A 20,905-nucleotide genomic window follows, 5' to 3' on the forward strand; every position below is an offset into this window, starting at 1 on the left:
GCCGGTTTGTCACCACTCCCCTGTTAATGGAATGATGTTAGTATTGTTCCATTAACTTTGTTGAGGGTGGAAAAGGATGGCGGCAGCAAGGAAACCCACGCGTCGTAAAAAGAGCAAGGCGGAAGAGATTTCCGGAACCAAGTTGGAGTTGACGCTGGCGGCGGAGAAGGTTTTCGCCATGAATGGGGTGCAGGGGGCGTCCCTGCGTCAGATTCGTGAGGAGGCCGGACAAAAGAACGAATCGGCGATTCACTATTACTTTGGTTCCCGGGAAGCGATCATCGAGTCCATTCTGGCGATGCGCTCCAAACCGATAGACGCGGACCGCCATGCCATGTTCGAGGAGGCCCGCCGGCAGGCGGGTGGCAAGCCTCTGTCCACGGAACAGATTATGCGCTGCGGGATGATGCCCCTGGCCCGTTATCTGTTTGGTACACAGGAGCCCGGATATTACCTGCGTTTTTTGGTGCAATTGCGTATGGAGCGCGGTACCTGGCTGCACTTCAACGCGATGTACGGTGCGGGCATGGAAAAGTGTCTGGAAGCGCTGCGGGAGGCAAAACCGTATTTGCCCAAGGCGATTATCGAGCAGCGTTTCCTCAGTATGTTGTTCATGCACACCAACGGGATGGCGACGATCGAGCGGATTCAGTCGGAAAAAGGTCAGAGTTTCCGTCGTGAAGAGGCCTGGATTCGAGTCGAGGATATTATTGGTTGCAGCGTTGCCATGTACGACGCGCCGTTATCGCCGGAGACGCTGGAAGCGATTCATCAGGCGTCCACGTTGTATGACCTGCCCTCCTATACGGAAACCTCCATACTCAAGAGCGCCGGCACCGGCGGCGGCGAATGATGCCGCCGGTGCCGGCGTCTCCTCAACCAATGCCAACCCGGCGGCCGGGATAACCCGGGTCACCGTCATCACCCAGCGCTTTCAACGAGGCGTTGGCGGCGTCGGTGAAAATGCCTCTGGCCATTAATGAGGTTTCGGCTTTGGCCCGCGCCTGGTTCACCGCTACGCGCACCCGGTGAGCTTCCTGATTGCCGGGCTCCGCGCTGATCGCCATTTCGCTGAGGTGTCCGGCCAGGCGTAAGTCGCCTTGCTCCAGATACCCGCTGGCGGCCTGTGCCAGAATGGTCGCGCCGCCGCACAGTTCCGCCAGGGCGCTGCTCAGCGCATCAGGGTGTGCCGGTTTCAACTGGGCGGGATTGCCGTCGTACCAGCCACCGTACAACCGCCAGACATTTCGGATCAGAAACTCAGGGTCATCGTAAGAGGGGTGCAGGTAGGGCCGGTCAAGCAAGCCTTCAGGCAGCGTTACCTGTTGCACGATGTCCGCCAGGGGCAACCCCTGATTCATGCCCGCCAAGGTTTGGTCATGGATGGTTTCCAGGAAAGTGGCGGTGTCGTCCAGCAGGGTGGCGACGCGGTCGGCACCAAACACCGCCGGCCCGTGGCCGGGCACCAATACTTCCGGTTTCTTCCGGGCCATGGCCCGCAGCGCCTCCGCCCATTGCAAGGCGAAGCGCTGGACCTTCTGCGGGTTACCGGCATTGGGGGCCGCCCAGATAATGAAGTCCCCGGTGATAACGGTGCGGTCCTCCGCGATCCAGCTCCAGGTATGGTCGTCGGTTTCGCCCATGCCGTGATTGAGTTCCACCTGACTGTCACCGCACTGCAGAATCATCTGTTCTTCATAGAAGCGGTCGGGATAACGGTATTCAGCGGGCCAGTGGAATCCGGCGACTTTGAATTGCCGGCTATTGATATGAGCGTTCCAGTTGGCGCTGGCCTGATAGCGTTGGAAGCGCCGGCGAATATTCGCCTGGCCGATAACTTCCGGTTTCGGATCGCCGGCCTGTTGTGCTTCCTGATCGAACAGGGGGGTGCCGAAGGCGTGGTCAAGATGGCCATGGGTATAGATGACGTGCCGGATCGGCTGATCCGACCAGGAACGAATAGCCTGATGAATATTGGCGGCGGTATTGCGGCTGCCACTGTCGAATACCACCAGACCTTCCCCGGTGCTGAGCACGGTGACATTGCCCACCACGCCTTTGGAAGCGATGTAGACCAGATGGTCGTTGATCGGTATGACCTGGCTGCCATGCAGGTGGCGATTCCAGTCACGGCCGAAATCAAACCGCTCCCAACAGGCGTCGCCAATAGCTCTGAGTTCTTCGTTGATCATTCAGGGTCTCCTCCGAGGGTGAGAATCAGGAACAGAGTGTTACCTAAAGTAATGTCATGACATTAGAAAAGATAGGTGAAATTCATGTTGTGGCATTACTTATGCTCAAATCCGCCTCTCTTGCGAGGAAAGAGGGGTGGGCATTCCGGGTTGCCGGATAGGCATGTTGAGTGTCGACAGGTGTGTTCAACGATGTCCGGTTTAAGATAAAAAATACTTTTATAACAATGTCTTGTAATTTGAGGACGGCAAAATTCCGTGTCTTGAACGAATGTTCACTTCCGCCGGGGATAATGAGGCATGCCAATGAATAAATTGTCACTGAGGTGAGGGAGGTTGCAGTAATCTAATTGACAGACATTAATTCGGCATGATCTGATGAGTGCACAAAAAAACCAAGGCGGACTTCGATGTCCGCGGGAGAGGGAGAGTGCTCACAGATTCAAGCCGCCGGCTTGGCCTGGCGATTGCCGTGGTGCTGGCCGCCATCAGTATTTATACGTCTCTTTTCGGGATCTTTGATCCCAGCTATCAGCGTCCATTGACGTTCGCTGCCTGTATTCTTGTCGCCGTACTGGTCAAGCCTCTGGTGATGGTGAATCCGCCGCGCACCGCATCATTCCGCGCTCTGTTCTGGCTCATCGATCTGGTGCTGGTCGGCGCCATCCTGTTGGCCGTCGGCCGCTTCCTCGTCTTCGCCGGCGATATGGAAAACATGTTGGTCGACTATAGCCGCACGGATCAACTGATCGCGCTGGCTGGTGTGGTGGCGGTTATCGAGCTGACCCGCAGGGAGTTTGGCCTCGGACTGTCCCTGTTCGCCGGCGTGACATTGCTGTATTGCCTGTGGGGAGATCTGTTGCCCGACGTCGTTCGCCATGCTGGGTTCTCTCTGGACCAGATCATGCAGGGCATGTGGTACGGCTTCAGTGGCGTATTCGGTACGCCGGTAGCGGTGATGATCGAGTTGTTGTTCATCTACATTATCTTCGGCGTCATGCTTGAAGCCACCGGCGCCGGCCCGGCTCTGGTCCGCATGTCGATTCGCGTCACCGGCCGTCTGCCGGGTGGGCCGGCTCACGCCGCGATCTTCGCCAGCATGCTGTTTGGCACTATGTCGGGCAGTGTTACCGCCAACGTGGCGGGGACCGGTGCCTTCACTATTCCCATGATCAAGAAGCGCGGCTTCAGCCCCGCTTTCGCCGGTGCCGTTGAAGCCGCCGCATCCACCGGGGGGCAGGTGATTCCTCCGGTGATGGGAGCAGCCGCATTCATGATGGCGCAACTGACCGGCACCCCCTATCTGTTGATCTGCGTGGCGGCATTATTGCCGGCGGCTTTTTATGTGATCGCGCTGTTCGCGGCGGTCTACTACGAGGCTCGGCGGCTTGGCATCAAGCCTACCCCCGAGCATGAACTGCCAGTGCTGACCAAAGATGACTGGTTGCGCTCGCTGATGTTCGTGGCACCGGTGTTAACGGTGATCCTGGTCCTGGCCACCGGCCGTTCACCGGCCATGGCCGGGGTATGGGCGACGCTGGTGGCAATGGCCTTTGGTTTCCTCAATCCTGAAATTCGCCGTCGGCCCTGGGCGCTGATCGGTGCTCTGGCAAAAGGCGGAGTGGCAGGATCGCGCATCATGATCGCGGTGGGGGCTATTGGTATTGTCATTGCCGGTATGGATCTGACCGGTCTGGGATTGAGTTTCGCGCAAGCCGTTGCCGGCCTCGGCGAGCACAGTTTGCTGTTGAGTCTGGTGTTAACCGCGTTGGGTTGTCTGATTCTGGGCATGGGCATGCCGACCCTGCCCGCCTATCTGATCATTGTGTTGGTCATGGGGCCGGCCCTGACCAGCTTCGATGTGCCGTTGCTTTCCGTGCACCTGTTTGTCCTCTACTTCGGTGTGCTGTCCGCCATTACTCCGCCGGTGGCGTTGGCGGCTTTCGCCGCGGCGCCATTGGCCGAGGCTAACCCGATGAAAGTGGCGATGCTCTCCGTGCGTCTGACTCTGGTCGGGTTTCTGGTGCCCTTCCTGTTCGTGTTCAACCCATCGCTACTGTTGATCGTGGAGGGCTTCGATCCAATGGATCTGGCCTGGGGGGTGGTGCGCCTGACTCTGGTGGTATGGGCAGTGACCACGGGATTCGCGGGGTTTGGCGGCGAGCGGTTGAGCATGTTGGCACGGGTTCTGAGGCTGGCGGTGGCGGCGCTGCTGATGGCGCGCGGCACCTCGGTGGAGCTGGTCGGCCTGGCCCTGGCGCTACTGATCCTGCTGTTTGATTTCATGCCGCACCACAGGCCGCGTTGGCTTGGTTGTGCGCCGGCGGACAAGTGAACGCCGGAATAAAAAACGAAAAAAGGCCGGGAGGCCTGGCAGTAAGAGGCTCGCACGAGCCCCAAAAGGAGAATGGAATGTTTGGACTGAAAACGATTAAGTGGGTGGTCTGTGTGATGACCGTCGCTTTGGCGCTGGGGCAGGTCGCGCAGGCGCAAGAAACTCATCTGCGAATGCAGACCGCCACTCCCGGATCGGGATACTACGTTTTTTCCGTGACCTTGCAGTCGGTTCTGCAGAAGAAACTGCCGGTGAAGATCAACATGACAGCCGGTGTCACAGGCCCTCGTTCGCCACTGGACGCGGCACGGGGCCAGACCGACCTTTTTATCAGCAGTCCGTCCATCAATCATTTCATGCGAACCGGTACGGGGATGTTCGCCAAAATGGAGGCGGCACCGGAGTTGTACCAGAACGTCAGGCAGATCATGACGTTCCCGGCTGGCCCCTATCATATCGTGGTGCATGAAAAGTCCGGCATTCGTTCCCTCGAGGACATCAAAGGGCGTCGTATCTTTCTCGGCGCGCCGGGTGGCGCGGCTACTCTGGTGGCCATCTCCATTGTCGAAGGCGCCACCGGCTATGAGGCCGGCACGGACTATGAGCTGGCAAAACTGGATTGGAACTCTGGTCTGCAGGCTTTCCAGGATGGACATGTGGACATGTTGGTAATGCCAACGCAGCTACCGTCCGCTTCGATGGAGCAGATGACATTGCTTGAGAAAGTCCGTTTCCTGGGGATTCCCGATGACGCGTTCGAATCCGACCAGATGAAGAAAATCATGGCCCTTCCCGGGCGGACCCGGGCCACCATCCCCGCCGGTATTTACGGTGCAAATCAAACCAACGAGACGGACGTAAGAACCATCGGTTCCTGGGCTGGCCTGGGTACCCGCAAGGATCTGGATGAAGAGCTGGTGTACCAGATCACCAAAACCTTGTTCGAGAACCTGTCTGCTTTCCATGGCGCCGCGAAGTTCATGGAAGAGATCACCCTGGAGAATGCTCTGACGGAGATGAGAACCCCGTTGCACGCCGGCGCGGTTCGTTATTACCGGGAGGCCGGCGTTGACCTTCCGGATCACTTGATTCCACCGGAGGCGCGTTAATGAGCGCAGTATCAGAACACACTATCGAAGATCTGGATCGTCTGTTCCGGCCCCGCTCCGTGGCGGTCATTGGTGCCAGCGCCACGCCGACGAAAATCGGCGGCCTGCCGATCGCGTTCCTGCTTGCCCAAGGCTTCCAAGGGCCAATCTTTCCGATCAACCCGAAGGCCTCTGAAGTGCAGGGGCTCAAAGCCTACACCCGCATCGGCGAGGTAGCGGGACAAGTGGACCTGGCTATCGTCGCGGTGCCGGCCGCGCTGGTCGATCAAGCCGTGGATGACGCCATCGCCGCGGACGTCAAGGGTATTGTGCTGTTTTCATCCGGTTTCGCGGAGATCAGTGAGGAAGGGCGTCTGGCACAGGATGCGCTGATGGCCCGCGCCCGCGCGGCCGGTGTCCGTATTCTCGGGCCCAACTGTCTTGGTTTCATGAACCTTTCCGAAAAAGTGTTTGCGACTTTCTCGCCGGTGGTGGGACAAGGCGTGACGCCGAAAGGGCGCATTGGCCTGATCAGCCAGAGCGGTGCCTATGGTGCCTATGCGTTTACGCTGGCGCGGCAGCGTGGTCTGGGGCTGAGCTACTGGATCACCACGGGCAACGAAGGCAACGTGGATTTCGCCGATTGTCTGAGCTGGCTGGCGCGGGATCCGGACACCGATGTGATCCTCGGTTACATGGAAGGCTGCCGTGATGGCCGCAAGCTGGAAGCCGCTCTGGCCGCCGCCCGCGCCGCCGGCAAGCCGGTGGTGATGACCAAAGTCGGTCGCACCGATATCGGCGCCCAGGCCGCTGCGTCTCATACCGCCGCGCTGGCCGGCGAGGACGCGGTCTTTGATGCGGTATTCCGCCAGTACGGCGTGTATCGCGCCTATTCCATCGAGGAATTTTTCGATGTGGGTTATGCCTTTTCCGTGGCGGGCATCCCGTCCGGAGAAAACCTCGGTGTGTTTACTGTGTCTGGCGGTGCTGGTGTGTTGATGGCGGATGCCGCCGCTGATGAAGGACTGGCGCTGCCGGAGCTTAATCAACAGGCCCAGGACCGCATCCGGGAGTTGGTTCCGTTCGCCGCACCGCGCAATCCGGTGGACATCACCGGACAGATCACCAACGACATCGGTCTGTTCGAGACCAGCCTCGACATCATGCTCGAGCAGGGTGATTACCACCTGGTCGCCGCTTTTCTGGCCGCCGCCGGTCAGGGGCCCATGGGCGAGCACATCGCCGAGCAGATCGGCCGTGTACGTGAGCGTTATCCGGATCGCGTGTTCTGCGCGGTATCGGTGTTCAAGGAGCCGGTGCGTACCTTGCTGGAGTGTAATCGCTGTCTCGCCTTCGAGGACCCCACTCGTGCCATTCGTGCGCTGTCCGCCCTGGCCTGGTTTGCCCGGCAACGGCAAAAACCAGCGGTGCCGGTGGCGTCGCGCGGCGCCGGCGTAACGTTGCGCACTGGCAGTTATTCGGAGGCGGACAGCTTCCAACTGCTGGCTGACTTCGGAGTGCCGGTGCCGGAGTCCCATCTGGTCGCCGACGGTGCCGAGGCCCGGGCCCGGGTGGCGCAAGACTCTCGCGCCTGGGTGGCGAAGATCGCGTCCCCCGACATTCCGCACAAATCCGACATTGGCGGTGTACGGCTGAACCTGCGTGGTGCCGAGGCTGTTGGCCAGGCCAGTGATGAGGTGCTCGCCGCGGCCCGCCGCGCCTGCCCGGAGGCGCGCGTCGATGGCGTGCTGCTCTCGCCAATGGAAGAACAGGGCGTTGAATGCATCGTCGGTGTGCAGAGGGATCCTGCCTTTGGCCCAGTGGTGATGCTGGGATTGGGTGGCGTATTGGTGGAGGTGCTCAAGGACGTCAGCTTCCGCAGCGCGCCACTGAACCGGGATATGGCCATGGACATGATCAACGAGCTGCGCGGCAGAGCGATTCTTGACGGTGTCCGCGGGCAGCCGCCGGCGGACATCGGTGCCCTGGCCGATCTGCTGGTGAAAGTGTCGCACTTCGCCGTGGCCGCCGGGGACAGTCTGGAAAGTCTGGACATCAATCCGGTGCGCGTGCGCGCCGGGGGGCAGGGCGTGGTGGCATTGGATGCCCTGGTCATCGGGCGCTGATATCGGGCGCCCCGGAATCAAGCAATAGCCAGATAAAACAACAAATCGGGAGATTGGAATGAAACTGAAACACCCTTTTATCCGCTGGGCGAGTGGTCTGGTGCTCCTGGCAACCGTATCGCTGGCCAGCTACGCCAATGCTGATGCCAATCTGCGGATGCATACCGCTCAGCCAGGGTCGTCCCCTTATGTGTTTTCGGTGACGCTGCAGTCGGTGCTGCAAAAGCACTTGCCGGTTCGCATCAACATGACGTCCAGTATGGCGTCCACCCGTTCCACTCTGGACGCCGCCAAGGGGCAGGTGGATCTGTACATTGGCAGTCAATCGATCAATCACTTCATGAGCACCGGCACGGGCATGTTCAGCAAAATGTCCAGCGCGCCGGAGCTGTTCAAGAACATCCGCACCATCATGAGCTTCCCGCTCGGACCGTACCACATCATGGTGCACGAGAAATCGGGTATCCGTTCGCTCAAGGACATCAAGGATCGCCGTGTCTTCATTGGACCGCCAGGTGGGGCCGCGACCCTGGTTGCCTTGTCCATCATCGAAGGGGCCACCGGCTACAAGGCGGGTGAGGATTATGAGATGGCGAAGCTGGACTGGAACTCCGGGCAGCAGGCCTTCCAGGACGGTCAGGTGGATATGTATATCGGTCCGACCCAGTTGCCGTCGGCCTCCATCGAGCAAGTAGTGCTGCTGCAAAAGGTCCGTTTCCTGGGGATTCCCGAGGAGGCCTTCGATAGCGAGCCGATGAAGCAAGTGATGTCGTTGCCCGGCCGGACCATTGCGGAAATTCCCGCCGGTATCTATGGCGAGAACCAGACCAACGAAGGTCCGGTGAAAACCGTCGGTACCTGGGTCACCCTGGGTACACAGAAGGATTTGGACCCCGAACTGGGATATCAGATCACCAAAACCATCTTCGAGAATCTTCAGACGTTCCACGACGCCGCCAAGTTCATGGATTCCATAACGCTGGAGAACGCGCTCAATCAGGTGAACACGCCACTGCAGGCCGGGGCCTTGCGGTACTACCGGGAAATTGGCCTGGTAGTGCCGGATGCGATGGTGCCGCCGGAAGCCCGTTGACGGGTGGTGGAAAAGGCACACCGGCGAAACGACCTGGGTGTTACCCCAAGACCTTGGCACCGGCATTGAGCGCGGGTGCCCGGGGGCATCCTTTGAAGAAGAGAAAGAGGAACTAACATGAGTAATGAATTTGCTTCGGTGTCTCCCGCTGAACTGAAGTCCGCCGCCAAGCGCGCGTACATTTACACGGTTCCACTGGTGATCATGGAGACCACCCGTAAATGGCGCATGGGCGCCGGGGCCAACGTCTTCAATCATGCACGCAAGTTGTTGACGCACCGCAGCCGCTGGGTGACCACGCCGAACAATGACACCCTGTACTCCGATGCCTGGCTGGATCTGTCAAAAGGGCCGGTAAAGATCACCGTGCCGGCCACTGGCGAGCGCTATTTTTCGCTGGCCTTCATGGACATGTACACCAACAACTTCGACATTCTCGGCACTCGTACCACGGGGAATAACGGCGGTGTTTATACCGTGGTTGGTCCGCATCAGGCGGTGCCGGAGGATGCCACCAATGTGGTCCGTGCACCGACGCCAAGAGTCTGGGCGCTGGCGCGTATTCTGGTGGACGGCCCCGACGACCTGCCGGCGGCCTGCGCCGTGCAGGATGGATTGTTCGTCCATGAAGGGGCGGATCCTGAAGACGTGGCACCGGGTGATCCGGTACAGCGCTCCGCCAGCTGGCGTGAGTATCTGGCCACCGCCAATCGCTTGTTGCGCCGCGAACCGCCGCCGGTCACCGACGGCCTGATTCTGGAACAGATTCGTGCCCTGAATATCGGCCCGGATCAGGTGTTCGACGCGGATGCGTTCGATCAGGAGCAGGCGGAAGCGATTGAACGGGGCGTGGAGGAGGCCAGGAACTGGCTGGTCCAGATTCAGCGTGCGCGCCGCAGCGCCATTGACGGCTGGACCTATCCCAGCATGCGCAATGGTGATTATGGTCAGAACTACACCCTGCGAGCGGTGGTGTCGGTGGGTGGTCTGGGTGCCTTGCCGTTGGAAGAAGCGATCTATATGCGTGCCGAAGGGGATGCCGAAGAAGGTCTGTTCGACGGCAACCAGAACTACCGGCTGCATTTCCCCGCTGGCGCCATGCCGCCGTTGAATTCGTTCTGGTCCCTGACACTTTACGAAGCCATGGACGACGGGCAGTTCTTCTTCGCCGATACCCCGTTGCGCCGTTACGCCGTGGGGGATCGCAGTCCCGGTCTGCAGTACAACGAGGACGGATCCCTGGATCTCTGGATCGGTGCACGCAGTCCCGGCGCGGATCGCGAGAGCAACTGGTTGCCCGCCAACGAGGGGCCCTTCGCCCTGTTTTTCCGAGGTTATATGCCTAAGGCTGATCTGATGGAAGGCCGTTACAGGCTGCCGCGCGTCGAGCGTCTGTAAACACGGAATCACCCGTTTTCCCTTCTTTCCAACGGCACCACCGGTGGCCGTTACGGGCGCCCCTGTGCCCGCCACCGGTGACAAAGCAGGAGCTATGTCATGACAGGCAACAGCAACAAGCAGGAATCGCCGATCCTTGGCGAATTCCTGCTCGCCAACAAGGACCTCAAGACCATCGCCCCGGGTGTCCATCTGCTCGGAGGGCAGGGCAACAGTGTGGTGGTGGAAACCGACAACGGCGTGGTAATCACTGACTCCGGTCCGGGCGGCAAGATCACCCGGGCAATGATCGAACACATTCGCCAACTGACCGATAAACCGGTGCTGGCCATCGTCTACAGCCACGGCCATTTGGGTTACAACCACGGTGCCCACAGCTGGCTGGCGGACGCCGCCGAGCGCGGTCATCCGCGCCCGAAAATAGTGGCTCAGGCCAACCTGCCGCGTCGCTATGACCGCTACCAGGAGACATGGGGATTGCAGGCGCATCTCAACGGGCTGCAGTTCAATTCCCAATTCCCGGAAAGCGCGCCGGAAAAATGGTTCGCCTATCCGGATGTCACCTTCCGTGAACGCTATGTTATCGAGGGTGGGGATCGTCAGGTGGAGATACTGGAAGCGCCTTCGGAAACCGATGACGCCATGGCGTTGTGGTTGCCGGAGGAGAAGATCCTTTATGCCGGCCCGGCCTTCATCAAATCCATTCCCAATATCGGCACGCCTTTGCGCACGCTGCGTGATCCGGTGCGCTGGGCGGAAACCATGGAAAAGCTGTTGGGGCTGGAGCCGGAAATGCTGATTCCTGAATTCGGCAAGCCGATTGAAGGCCGGGAAGCCGTTCGTGAAGCCATGACTCTGACCATCAAGGCCCTGCGTTATCTGCGTGAGGAAACGGTGAAGCGGATGAATCGCGGTATGACCGAGGCGGAGATTCTGCATGACATGGTCTACCCGGAAGAGATCTTTGGTCATCCGTTGATGAAGCCCAGCTACGGCATGCCGGAGTACATCGTGCGCGATATCTGGCGTTCGGAGAACGGCTGGTGGGACCGCAATGCCACGCAGCTGCATCCGGGGCCGCCGGATGCGGTGACGGCCGCGCTACGCGAGGCCATCAGTGATCCCGAAAAGGTATTGGGGGTGGCACGGCGAAAGCGGGAGGAAGGCCAGCCGCAACTGGCTTTGCATGTGCTGGATCTGCTTTCCCCTGAAAGCAGCCAGGACCGGATCGGAGCCAGTGCCCGTGCCCTGAAGGCGGAAATTCTGGAGCAACTGGCGGAGGCCTCTCCGTCTTTTGTCTCCGCGCAAATCTATCGTTCGGTGGCGGCACGACTGAACGAGAGATAACCCCGGGTTATGACCCGTATCAATTAGATAAAAAAAAATTCGAGGAGAAGCTAATGAAAACCCGTCCTCTTTTGACCGCGGCAGGCTCCGGTCTGCTGATGGCTTTGCTGCCACTGTCCGTCCAGGCCGCGGATATTCAGGTTCTGGAAGATGTTATTCACCCGGAACAGGCGATTAAGAAGAAGATGGAACTGTATGGGGCGCTGCGCATGTCGGTGGACTATGTGGACTCCGATGTCACGGATGCGCAGGCGGACACCTCGCCCTTGCTTTCCGATGGTGGGATCGGTGTTTCCAGTAATACCACGATGATAGGTTTTCGGGGAGAAGTCCCTTACAGCGAGGATTTTAAGTTCCTGTGGCAATACGAACAGCAGGTTGACATGGATGATACCGACGGTAATGACGTCTGGACCACCCGTGACAGCTTTCTTGGCCTGGGTACACCTATCGGTACTTTCCTGGTGGGACGTATCAACACGCCTTTCAAGAACATGGGTGTGTCGTATCTCGGCTACTTCAATACCACGGTGGCTGATACCCACGCCATTCTTGGCGCGCCCTCGGCAGGTGCTGGTGGACGGCTGGATTTGTTTGGCTCCAACAGCTTGAACTGGAAGTTCCGTCTGGCCGGTGTCAACGTCGCTCTGCAGTACGCGGCGGATCAGGCTGGTTCAGTCAATAGTGCTGACGATAATGATCGTGACAGTTCAAGTATCTGGCTGGATTGGAAGCGAGGCGGGCTGCAATTGAGCAGTGCCTATATTCATTATTCCGATTTCGCCACTACCGGCAGCCTGGATGCCTGGCGGGTTTTCGCCAAGTATAAATTTTCTGTTTTCACCCTTGGTGCCATTTACGAGGACATCAGTCCGGACAATTTTGCCTCCCTCGACCGCGAGGCCTATGGGTTGCAGGCTCTGTATACGGTGGCGCCGCGCTGGAACCTGGCGGCGCAATGGAACCACGCGGAAGAATCGGAAGTGGGTGACGATGAAGCCGACCAGTACAGCGTTGGTGTATTCCATTCCCTTAGTGACTCGGTATTGCTGCATGCCATGTACACGGTGACGCAAAACGGCGACAACGCCGCCTATCGTGGCGTTGATTATGCCCATGGCGACAAAGTGGGCACGCTGGCCGGTAATGACCCGTGGGCCCTGTCGGTCGGTGCCCAGCTGAAGTTCTGAATGCCGTTGTCCACTGGATACGGTGTGTTCTCCGGACATCCTCCACGTTGTCCGGGCGGTGTCGAGACTCTCCGGGGCGAATGCTCTCCCCATCGCCGGAGTGGTGTCGAATGTAGTGTCGATGATGACGCCGCCTGCCGTGTCCTTTTTCGCGCCGGCCGATGGCCGGCGTTTTTTTATGACCACTGCCCGTGGCGGTCACCCTTCGGGCCATCGCGGAGCGACGTTCAAAATTACCGGGAGCAATTTTTTAATTCTCCAGGGCAGATGGGAGCAGTTCAGTGGCCCTGAAACCAGTAAACCATCAACAGGAGTGTTTGAAGATGACGGATCTGAGCCGATCGGAGGAAATCCGGTTCCGACAGGAGATTCGCGAGTTCGTGGTCAGTGAAGTGCCGGAGTCCATTCGCCTGAAAGTGGCGCAGGGCAGGGACGTCAGCCGTGACGAGACGATTGCCTGGCAACGCAAGCTGGTTGCCCGGGGCTGGGGGGCGGTGCATTGGCCGAAGCGATGGGGTGGTACCGACTGGAGTCTGCAAAAGCGATTTGTCTTTGAGGAGGAAATGGCACTGGCTGGCGCGCCATCCATACCGCCTTTCAATACCCGCATGCTGGGGCCGATCCTGTTGGAATACGGTACCGAGGAGCAGAAGGCGCGTTTTCTGCCCGGTGCTCTGAACATGGATCAATGGTGGTGTCAGGGCTATTCGGAACCTTCCGCCGGGTCGGATCTGGCGGCACTGCGGACCCGGGCGGTTCGTGAAGGGGATTACTACCACGTCAACGGCGGCAAGATCTGGACCAGCTATGCCCACTACGCCGACTGGATGTTCTGCCTGGTTCGCACCGATCCCGAAGCCAAGAAGCAGAAAGGTATTTCCTTCCTGCTGCTGGATATGCGCAGCGAAGGGGTCAGTGTCGAGCCGATTCATCATTTCTATGGCGCGCACTTGCTCAATCAGGTGTTGCTCGAAGATGTAAAAGTGCCAGTGGAGCAACGTATCGGCGAGGAGAACACCGGGTGGACCACGGCGAAAGCGCTGCTGGAACACGAGCGGCTGGCCACCTCCCGCCACGCCGAGGCACGGCGCAAACTGGGCCGTCTTCTGGTGCTGGCGAAAACCAACAGGGACGCGTCGGGAGCGCTTTATCAAAGGGCTGATCTCAAAGCGCGCATCGCCGAGGTGGCGGTACAGGTGAAGGCTCTGGAATTCGCCACCCGCCGCGGGTTGGAGATGCTGATTCGCGATGGCCGCATCGGGGTCTTCGCCTCATCGCTCAATCTCAAGGGCGTGGCCATCAATCAGGCAGTGGATGAGGCGATCATGGACATCGCCGGCGTCGATGCGCTTGCCGCCGATGCCGCCTATGACGGCTTGCCCGGGGACCTGTTGAATGATGGCGGTGATGCCCGCTATGTGGCGGAGTCCCGCTACTACCTGCGAGGGCCGGCCATCGCCGCCGGCTCCAATGAAGTGCAGCGCAATATCATCGCCAAGCACGTGCTTGATCTGTGAGGTATCCCATGGAGTTTATGTTGACCGAAGAGCAGCAACTCATCGAAGACACGGTGGCCCGGTTGCTGGACAAACAATGGGACCCGCGCCGGGACCAGGCGCTGTTGTCCGCCGACGTGGCCCGTATGCCCTTGTGGCGTGAGCTGGCCGAGTTGGGTCTGTTGGGGATCGCGTTGCCCGAGGAGCACGGCGGTGGCGGCATGGGTCCGGTGGAGCTGACGGTGTTGTGCCGTCGCTTTGGCCGGGACCAACTGCGCTCGCCTTTTCTCTCGTCGTTGATTCTGGCCGGCACCGCGTTGACGTTCTCGCCGCGGGGAGCCTTGCGGGATCAATGGCTGCGACAGTTGGCCGCCGGCGAGGCAACTCTGACACTGGCCACATTGGAGGATCGGGCCGGGTATGACCACCATCACACGGCAATAGAGGGGCAGCGATACCAGTCGGGCTATATGTTGAATGGCCGAAAAAGAGCGGTGATGGATGCCGCTGGTGCCGACGCGTTCATCGTCTCCTGCCGGTTGGATGGTGAGCTCGCGCTGGTGCTGCTGGCGCCGGAGACGGAGGGAATGGCGGTGGCGTCTTACGCGGCCTTTGACGGCAGCAGCCTGGCGACGCTCACCTTTAATGACGCTTTGTTACCGGAAGAAGTGGTGTTGGCCCGCGGGGCGGAGGCGCGGGCGGCGCTGGAAGCGGCGCTGGCGCAGGGTGCCCTGGCCGCGGCGGCGGAAACTCTGGGCGCGTGCGAAGGCGCCCTGGAACGTACTCTGGACTATCTGCGATTACGCGAACAGTTCGGAACCAAACTAGCCCGCTTTCAGGCTTTGCAACATCGTGCCAGCGATCTGCATGCGGATCTGGAAATGCTGCGCTCGCTGGTGTCCGGTGCGGCACAAAGCCTGCTCCACGAACCGGCCCATGCCGACGCCTTCGCGGCAATGGCGCTGGCGGTACCGGTGGGTGACCGTGTATGCAGGGAGGCGATTCAGATGCACGGTGGCATCGGCATGACCCTGGAGTTGGGGATCGGACGTTATCTGTTGCGCGTGAACGCATTGAGCCGGCTGCTCGGTGACGCCACGCATAACGGGCAGCTTTATCTCGAACGTATGGAGGCCTGAGACAATGACGGAACAAGCGGTATTGATGGAAATCCAGGAGGCGGTAGCGGTGGTCACTATCAACGCCTACGCCATGCGAAACTCCATGGGCGCGCCCGGGGTGCGTGAAGGGCTGCTGGAGGCCTTGGAGCACTTTGAAAATGATGATGACCTGCGTGTCATGGTATTGACCGGAGCGGGCGGTGTGTTCTCCGCTGGCGGCAATCTGGATGCGTTGCGCCGTATTCGTGACGTGGAAAAAATCCGCCAGCGTCTGGAAGCGGGCGGCCCTTTGCTGCAACGCATCTTGACGTCGGAAAAGCTGTACATAGCAGCGGTGGAAGGTCCCGCTTTCGGTGCCGGTCTGGGGCTGGCCGCCTGTTGTGATTTGATGGTGGCCGCGGAGGGGGCCCGCTTTTGTGCCGCGCAAATCCGTGTCGGCGCGGCGCCGGATGGCGCCCTTTGGTGGGCACTGCCTTTTCGCGTTGGCGCTGGTCGGGCGCGGAGGATTCTGCTCACCGGTGAGGAAGTGTCACTGGAAGAGGCCCTTCATATCGGTCTTGCTGACGTGCGCACGGAGCAGGGTGGGGCTCTGGAAACCGCGCTGAAACACGCCCGCCGTCTCGCCGCCGGACCGCCGTTGGCTCAGGCCACGATCAAGAGGCTGTTCACCGCGTTGCCGGCGGATCTGGTGGAGCGTTTGCGGGTGGAGCGGGAAACCGCCGCGGAGACGTTCGCCTCCGAGGACTTCGTCGAAGGCGCCAGCGCCTTTCTGGAAAAACGCCGCGCCCACTTTAAAGGATGCTGAGCAACCGGAAGTGAAAGCATCACGACCCTAATGGGGGGCTTCGGTGTTTGCGCGCTGCATTCGCTGGCAAGCCAGCTTCCCACGGCAGCTCCGTAGCTCCCGTTGTGGCAAGCTGGCTTGGCGGCGAATCGGCGAGCAAGCGGCTTGCTGCGCTGCCCTGAAAAGAAAAACCAGGCCTCCAGCCGGGGCGTGGCCGTTACCTTGCTTTGGGGCAGTGTCCCGTCTTTGACCCAGACGTTCGCCAAACAACCAAGGACCTTCGACTTGACCTTTATAGCAATTGAGAATTATTCTCATATTCTAAATTGGCTATAGCGTACCAACGACGGAATCCCGCAGGGGAGGGGCGAACGGATGGGGGCGACGAGCTACCTGAAACGCGATCTGGTGGCGGTGCTGTACAGCGATCACCACGGCTGGCTGCTGGGTTGGTTGAGAAAGAAGCTGGGCTGTTCACAGCGCGCGGCGGACATGGCCCATGACACCTTCGTAAGAGTGCTGACCTCCTCCTCGGATCTGCAGGGGGTGCGTGAGCCTCGGGCCTTTCTTACCACCATCGCCGGCCGTCTGATCATCGACGATGCCCGGCGCAAAAAGGTGGAGCAGGCGTACCTGGAAACCTGGATGGCGCTGTATGGGGATTGCGCCGCGGCACCGTCGTCCGAGGAACTGGCGACGGTGGTGGAGCTGCTCACGGAAGTGGCGGGCTGGTTGGAGAGCTTGCCGGAGAAGCCCCGTCAGGCCTTTATAATGAGCCGGCTGGACGGGCTGTCCCATGCGGAGATCGCCGAACGGCTCGGCGTCTCGGTAAGCATGGTGAAGAAATACGTGGCGCAGGCGTTATTGCACTGCCTGGCTCTGAACGAGACCGATTGAAGCGTGACCGTGGAAGACGAAGGGCCTTTTTTGCGTGAGGCGGCGGAATGGATCGCCACTTTGCACTCCGGGGCCGTCACCGAGGAAGAACGGGAAGCCTGCCGCCGCTGGCGCCGGGCCGACGTCCGTCATGAGCGTGCCTATGTGCGCGCCGAATCCCTGTGGCATCGTCTCGAACCGGTGTCCGGGCGGCATCGCCCGGAAGCCGGCCCGGTGCTGGGTAAAGTGCTGGGGCCGGTGCGTCGCAACCGCCGCGCCAGTTTGCTGGCGCTGGCCGGGCTGCTTGGGCTGGGCCTGGCCTGGTGGCCGCTATGGTCCTTGAATCTGACTTCCGATTACCGCGCTGCCGTTGGGGAACAGCGTCAGGTGACCTTGCCGGACGGCAGTTCACTGATACTGAACAGCGGCGCCGCCGTTGATGTGGATTACGATGGTGACGAGCGTCGAGTGATTCTGCGCGATGGCGACGTCCACGCCACGGTGGCGCCAGACCCCGACAGACCCTTCGTGGTGGCCACCGGCCTGGGGTCGGCTCGTGCCCTGGGCACCCGTTACACCGTCAGTTTGCGTGACCGGAACATGGCGGTGGTGGTGACCGAATCCAGCGTGCAACTGTGCGCCGCCGCGCCGCCACCGCCGGCCCGCCACGCCTGCGTCGATGCTCATGCGGGGCAGCGCACCGCCACCGACGGAAAGAGCATCAAATCACCGCGCGGCGTCGATGTACGCCTGGCCACCGCCTGGCTGGACCGGCGTCTGGTGGCCGACGACCAGCCTTTGACGACGGTGTTGGAGGAATTGGCGCGTTATCGATCCGGGCTGTTGCGATTCGACGATCTGGAACTGGCGGGGTTGCGTGTGTCCGGTGTCTTCCCGCTCGACGATACCGACCAGGCCTTGGCGCTGCTGGCCGACTACCTGCCGATTCAAGTGACCAATTACACCCGCTGGCTGACCGTGATCGGCCGTCGCTGATACACAGCACGCCGATTCGCGAGCAAGCTCGGCTCCCACGGCAGTTTCGCAGCCCACTTTGTGGGAGCCGGGCTTGCTCGCGAATACAACGTGAATCCATATCGTCTTATTTTCCCTAATCACTGTCCCTTTCCCGATCTCGCCCGTCATCACAGATGAACAAGGATGAGAATGGGAATTGATATTAATGCAGCACTGTCTCCGACCCCGCTTCGCCATGGGCATCCTGGCGGCGGCCTTTCTGCTTGGCGGCCCCGGCCAGACCCGGGCGCAAGCCGAGGCGTCATCCGTGACGCAAAGGCACTACCAGATACCCGCCGGCGCCCTGGCACCGGCGTTGAATCGCTTCGCGCTGGAAGCCGGAGTGGTGATGTACTTCGATCCCGGTCTCACCGAGGGCAAGCACACTCGCGGACTGCGGGGGCAATATTCAGTGCCGGATGGGTTCGCCGCGCTACTGATCGGGACCGGTCTCAGCGCCGAGCCGGAAGCGCGGGGTCAATATGTATTGCGCCAGGAAGGCGGCGAGGGCGGCGACCATGCCAACCCTTTGCCTCGGGTCACCGTCACCGGTGAACTGGATCCGCGCGGGAGGGCTTACCGCACGCCGGGGTCCATGACCATCATCTCCCGGGACCAGATCGACCGGATGCCGCCGCGCAATACTTCCGACGTGCTGGCGGCGGTGCCCGGCGTGCATACCTCGCAAAGCCGTCAGGATCCGGGGGTATCGGTGAATATTCGCGGCCTGCAGGACTTCGGCCGCGTCAATGTGATGATTGACGGTACCCGCCAGAACTATCAGCAAAGCGGCCACGGCAGTAATGGGCAGGTCTACGTGGATCCGGAACTGCTGGCCGGCGTGGATATCAGTAAAGGACCCAGCTCCGGCGCCGGCGGCGCGGCGGTGATCGGCGGCATGGTCAACTTCCGCACTCTGGATGTGGACGATCTGCTCAAACCGGAGCAAAAGACCGGCGGCCGCGTCAATGCCACCACCGGTGACAACGCCTATTACTTTTCCGGCAGCATCGCCAGCGCGGTGCGCGCCAGTGACGATGTGGATCTGATGGCGGCGGTGAGCCGCAAGAACGTAGGCGCGTTCAAAAAAGGCGAACGGGGTGGCAACAGCGGCGGCTATTGGCACGGCACCAGCCAGTTCACCGGCCAGGAACAGTGGTCCGCGCTGCTGAAAAGTACCTGGCGCTTCGCCGACAACCACTCCCTGAAACTCAGTTATATCGGCCTGCGAGCGGATTTCGATGAAGGCAGCAATACTGCGTCTGGCAGTGACGCCACCGATGAAAACCAGATCCACTCCGACACCTTCCTGATCAACTACGCCTTCTATCCCGGCAGCCGCTGGTGGGACCTGGATACCAGCCTTTACTACACCCGTACCAGAAACGATGAGTACCGGCCCGCGGACCCCGCCAATGGCTACGGCGAATTCGATCTGCGTTATGAGACCAACACCGTCGGCGGGACTCTGGTGAATCGCATGGAGGTTCCCGTTGGTGACTGGCGTGGCTCACTGGACGTGACCTACGGCGGTGAGTTCTATCACGACTGGACCCAGCCGGATAACAGCGGTGACGAGCGCGGCAGCGACTGGTTCTCCGGACCGACGCCGGAAGGGGAACGTTCCGTGATCAGCGCCTTCACCAGCGCGCGTCTGACTCATGACGACGGTTGGGAACTGACCGGCGGTCTGCGTTACGACTGGTTCCGGCTCGAAGGCGATGGCGAAATGTTCGTCGGCCGGCAAGAGAACGAACCCGGAGTCCGTCCCCCTTACACCCTCCTTTACAGCAAATTCGATGTGGGCCGCCACGATGGCTTTGTCTCACCGACCTTGAAAGCCGCCTGGCAGGTGGCCAATCCGTTGCAACTGTTCGCCAGCTACGGCCAGGGCGTGCGGCCGCCGGCCATTACCGAGTCAATCATGTGGGGCGCCCACGTCGGCAACACCTTTCCGTTCTTTCCCAACCCCGGTCTGGAACCGGAACGCTCCCGCACCTGGGAAGTGGGCGCCAACCTCAACTGGCAATCCTTGTTCCAGAACGGTGATCGCCTGCGTATGAAAACCGCCTGGTTCGATACCCGCGTCAAGAATTACATCACCCAGGGCTTGGTGGTCGGGCCCGCCTCCGAAAACGGGGAATCCCAATCCCTGGCCTTCGTCAATCTGCAAGATGAAGTGCGTTTCTACGGTTTGGAATGGCAGGCCGAGTATGACGCCGGCGGTTATTTCCTCGAAGCCAGCTGGACGCGGACCCTGCACGATCTGGGGCGAGGCGGTTACGACCCTTACCCGCTTGGCTGCTTCACCGGTTGTCCGCCGACTGGCCATGGCGACGCCAACGGCGGCGGCATGTTCTATCTGTTGCCGCCGGTGAAGAAAAGCACCTTGAGCGCCGGCCTGCGGCTGCTCGATCGCAAACTCACGCTCGGCGCCCGGGCCCGCTACGAAGACAACGATGGCCGCGGCGGCAGCGCCTACGAAGACGTGGTGGACTGGACCGTGTACGACGCCTGGGCCAGTTATGAACCCAATGATCGCCTTACCCTGCGGCTCGCGGTGGACAACCTGCGCGACCGCAACTACGCCGAACTCAACGGCCTCTCTTACTGGATCGCGCCGGGCCGCACCGTCACCGGCACGGTTTCACTGAAATTCTGAAAGAAGGAGTGTTTCGATGACACCGCATTCATCACGAAAATTCCGGCCGGTTGTGGCCGGCGTCGGCGCCACGCTTTTATTGATGTCGTCTTCGCTGCTGGCGGCAGTGACGCCGGAAGTGCTGTATCGGTTTTCCAATTCTTCCGGCATGAAGCCGGCGTCGCCGCCGGTCAGAGTGGA

The 20,905-nt window shown here is 60.5% G+C and carries 16 protein-coding genes; 14 read left to right on the plus strand and 2 right to left on the minus strand.

All coding sequences use genetic code 11. The features are described 5' to 3' along the window. Positions 1 to 76: 76 nt before the first annotated feature. Complete coding sequence (locus E0L37_RS19500) at positions 77 to 853, plus strand: TetR/AcrR family transcriptional regulator (RefSeq protein ID WP_133493320.1); 777 nt, start codon at positions 77 to 79, stop codon at positions 851 to 853. 22 nt (positions 854 to 875) lie between these two features. Here E0L37_RS19500 and E0L37_RS19505 read toward each other — a convergent pair whose 3' ends face one another. Further along, positions 876 to 2,192, minus strand: coding sequence for an alkyl sulfatase dimerization domain-containing protein (locus E0L37_RS19505; protein WP_133493321.1), 1,317 nt, complete (start codon positions 2,190 to 2,192; stop codon positions 876 to 878). 430 nt (positions 2,193 to 2,622) lie between these two features. Here E0L37_RS19505 and E0L37_RS19510 point away from each other — a divergent pair, with 430 nt between their 5' ends. The 13 genes from E0L37_RS19510 (at position 2,623) to E0L37_RS19570 (ending at position 20,725) form a co-directional block, all read left to right on the plus strand. Next, the gene (locus tag E0L37_RS19510) at positions 2,623 to 4,527 is read left to right on the plus strand and encodes a TRAP transporter fused permease subunit (protein ID WP_159660237.1); all 1,905 of its coding nucleotides are present in this window, start codon (positions 2,623 to 2,625) and stop codon (positions 4,525 to 4,527) included. Between the two features lie 77 nt (positions 4,528 to 4,604). Further along, positions 4,605 to 5,636, plus strand: a complete 1,032-nt coding sequence (locus E0L37_RS19515; RefSeq protein WP_133493323.1) for a TAXI family TRAP transporter solute-binding subunit — start codon at positions 4,605 to 4,607, stop codon at positions 5,634 to 5,636. After that, positions 5,636 to 7,741, plus strand: coding sequence for an acetate--CoA ligase family protein (locus E0L37_RS19520; RefSeq protein WP_133493324.1), 2,106 nt, complete (start codon positions 5,636 to 5,638; stop codon positions 7,739 to 7,741). The genes E0L37_RS19515 and E0L37_RS19520 overlap by 1 nt, the downstream gene beginning before the upstream one ends. 58 nt (positions 7,742 to 7,799) lie before the next feature. Next, the gene (locus E0L37_RS19525; RefSeq protein ID WP_133493325.1) at positions 7,800 to 8,834 is read left to right on the plus strand and encodes a TAXI family TRAP transporter solute-binding subunit; all 1,035 of its coding nucleotides are present in this window, start codon (positions 7,800 to 7,802) and stop codon (positions 8,832 to 8,834) included. A gap of 117 nt (positions 8,835 to 8,951) precedes the next feature. Then, on the plus strand, positions 8,952 to 10,232 hold the full coding sequence (locus E0L37_RS19530) for a DUF1254 domain-containing protein (RefSeq protein ID WP_133493326.1): 1,281 nt from the start codon (positions 8,952 to 8,954) through the stop codon (positions 10,230 to 10,232). A gap of 99 nt (positions 10,233 to 10,331) precedes the next feature. Beyond that, positions 10,332 to 11,579: an alkyl sulfatase dimerization domain-containing protein gene (locus tag E0L37_RS19535; RefSeq protein WP_133493327.1), complete on the plus strand. Its 1,248-nt coding sequence runs from the start codon at positions 10,332 to 10,334 to the stop codon at positions 11,577 to 11,579. A 53-nt stretch (positions 11,580 to 11,632) separates the two neighbouring features. Beyond that, complete coding sequence (locus E0L37_RS19540; RefSeq protein WP_133493328.1) at positions 11,633 to 12,769, plus strand: porin; 1,137 nt, start codon at positions 11,633 to 11,635, stop codon at positions 12,767 to 12,769. Positions 12,770 to 13,092: 323 nt separating this feature from the next. Continuing rightward, a complete protein-coding gene (locus E0L37_RS19545) occupies positions 13,093 to 14,286 on the plus strand; it encodes an acyl-CoA dehydrogenase family protein (RefSeq protein ID WP_133493329.1) in 1,194 nt (397 codons plus the stop codon). 8 nt (positions 14,287 to 14,294) lie between these two features. Next, positions 14,295 to 15,404 carry an acyl-CoA dehydrogenase family protein gene (locus tag E0L37_RS19550; RefSeq protein ID WP_133493330.1) on the plus strand — a complete coding sequence of 370 codons (1,110 nt, stop codon included), beginning with the start codon at positions 14,295 to 14,297 and terminating at the stop codon, positions 15,402 to 15,404. Positions 15,405 to 15,408: 4 nt separating this feature from the next. After that, positions 15,409 to 16,191, plus strand: coding sequence for an enoyl-CoA hydratase/isomerase family protein (locus tag E0L37_RS19555; protein ID WP_133493331.1), 783 nt, complete (start codon positions 15,409 to 15,411; stop codon positions 16,189 to 16,191). Between the two features lie 354 nt (positions 16,192 to 16,545). Beyond that, the gene (locus tag E0L37_RS19560; RefSeq protein WP_022994563.1) at positions 16,546 to 17,067 is read left to right on the plus strand and encodes a sigma-70 family RNA polymerase sigma factor; all 522 of its coding nucleotides are present in this window, start codon (positions 16,546 to 16,548) and stop codon (positions 17,065 to 17,067) included. Positions 17,068 to 17,070: 3 nt separating this feature from the next. After that, positions 17,071 to 18,042 (plus strand): FecR family protein, encoded by a 972-nt coding sequence (locus tag E0L37_RS19565; protein WP_133493332.1) that lies wholly within the window; start codon positions 17,071 to 17,073, stop codon positions 18,040 to 18,042. A gap of 187 nt (positions 18,043 to 18,229) precedes the next feature. Then, entirely contained in the window at positions 18,230 to 20,725 is a 2,496-nt protein-coding gene (locus E0L37_RS19570; RefSeq protein WP_133493333.1) for a TonB-dependent receptor, read from the plus strand. Here E0L37_RS19570 and E0L37_RS21590 read toward each other — a convergent pair. Continuing rightward, positions 20,711 to 20,875, minus strand: a complete 165-nt coding sequence (locus E0L37_RS21590) for a hypothetical protein (RefSeq protein WP_159660248.1) — start codon at positions 20,873 to 20,875, stop codon at positions 20,711 to 20,713. The two genes, E0L37_RS19570 and E0L37_RS21590, sit on opposite strands and share 15 nt — an antisense overlap. Positions 20,876 to 20,905: the final 30 nt, after the last annotated feature.

The organism is Alcanivorax sp. 24, assembly GCF_004360225.1.
Lineage (GTDB): Bacteria > Pseudomonadota > Gammaproteobacteria > Pseudomonadales > Alcanivoracaceae > Alloalcanivorax > Alloalcanivorax xiamenensis.

Coding starts and splice junctions, on each gene's coding strand:
- E0L37_RS19545 (WP_133493329.1), top strand. CDS start 13,093: ATGACGGATCTGAGCCGATCGGAGGAAATCCGGTTCCGACAGGAGATT.
- E0L37_RS19530 (WP_133493326.1), top strand. CDS start 8,952: ATGAGTAATGAATTTGCTTCGGTGTCTCCCGCTGAACTGAAGTCCGCC.
- E0L37_RS21590 (WP_159660248.1), bottom strand. CDS start 20,875: ATGCCGGAAGAATTGGAAAACCGATACAGCACTTCCGGCGTCACTGCC.
- E0L37_RS19560 (WP_022994563.1), top strand. CDS start 16,546: ATGGGGGCGACGAGCTACCTGAAACGCGATCTGGTGGCGGTGCTGTAC.
- E0L37_RS19555 (WP_133493331.1), top strand. CDS start 15,409: ATGACGGAACAAGCGGTATTGATGGAAATCCAGGAGGCGGTAGCGGTG.
- E0L37_RS19540 (WP_133493328.1), top strand. CDS start 11,633: ATGAAAACCCGTCCTCTTTTGACCGCGGCAGGCTCCGGTCTGCTGATG.
- E0L37_RS19525 (WP_133493325.1), top strand. CDS start 7,800: ATGAAACTGAAACACCCTTTTATCCGCTGGGCGAGTGGTCTGGTGCTC.
- E0L37_RS19550 (WP_133493330.1), top strand. CDS start 14,295: ATGGAGTTTATGTTGACCGAAGAGCAGCAACTCATCGAAGACACGGTG.
- E0L37_RS19500 (WP_133493320.1), top strand. CDS start 77: ATGGCGGCAGCAAGGAAACCCACGCGTCGTAAAAAGAGCAAGGCGGAA.
- E0L37_RS19535 (WP_133493327.1), top strand. CDS start 10,332: ATGACAGGCAACAGCAACAAGCAGGAATCGCCGATCCTTGGCGAATTC.
- E0L37_RS19520 (WP_133493324.1), top strand. CDS start 5,636: ATGAGCGCAGTATCAGAACACACTATCGAAGATCTGGATCGTCTGTTC.
- E0L37_RS19570 (WP_133493333.1), top strand. CDS start 18,230: ATGCAGCACTGTCTCCGACCCCGCTTCGCCATGGGCATCCTGGCGGCG.
- E0L37_RS19505 (WP_133493321.1), bottom strand. CDS start 2,192: ATGATCAACGAAGAACTCAGAGCTATTGGCGACGCCTGTTGGGAGCGG.
- E0L37_RS19515 (WP_133493323.1), top strand. CDS start 4,605: ATGTTTGGACTGAAAACGATTAAGTGGGTGGTCTGTGTGATGACCGTC.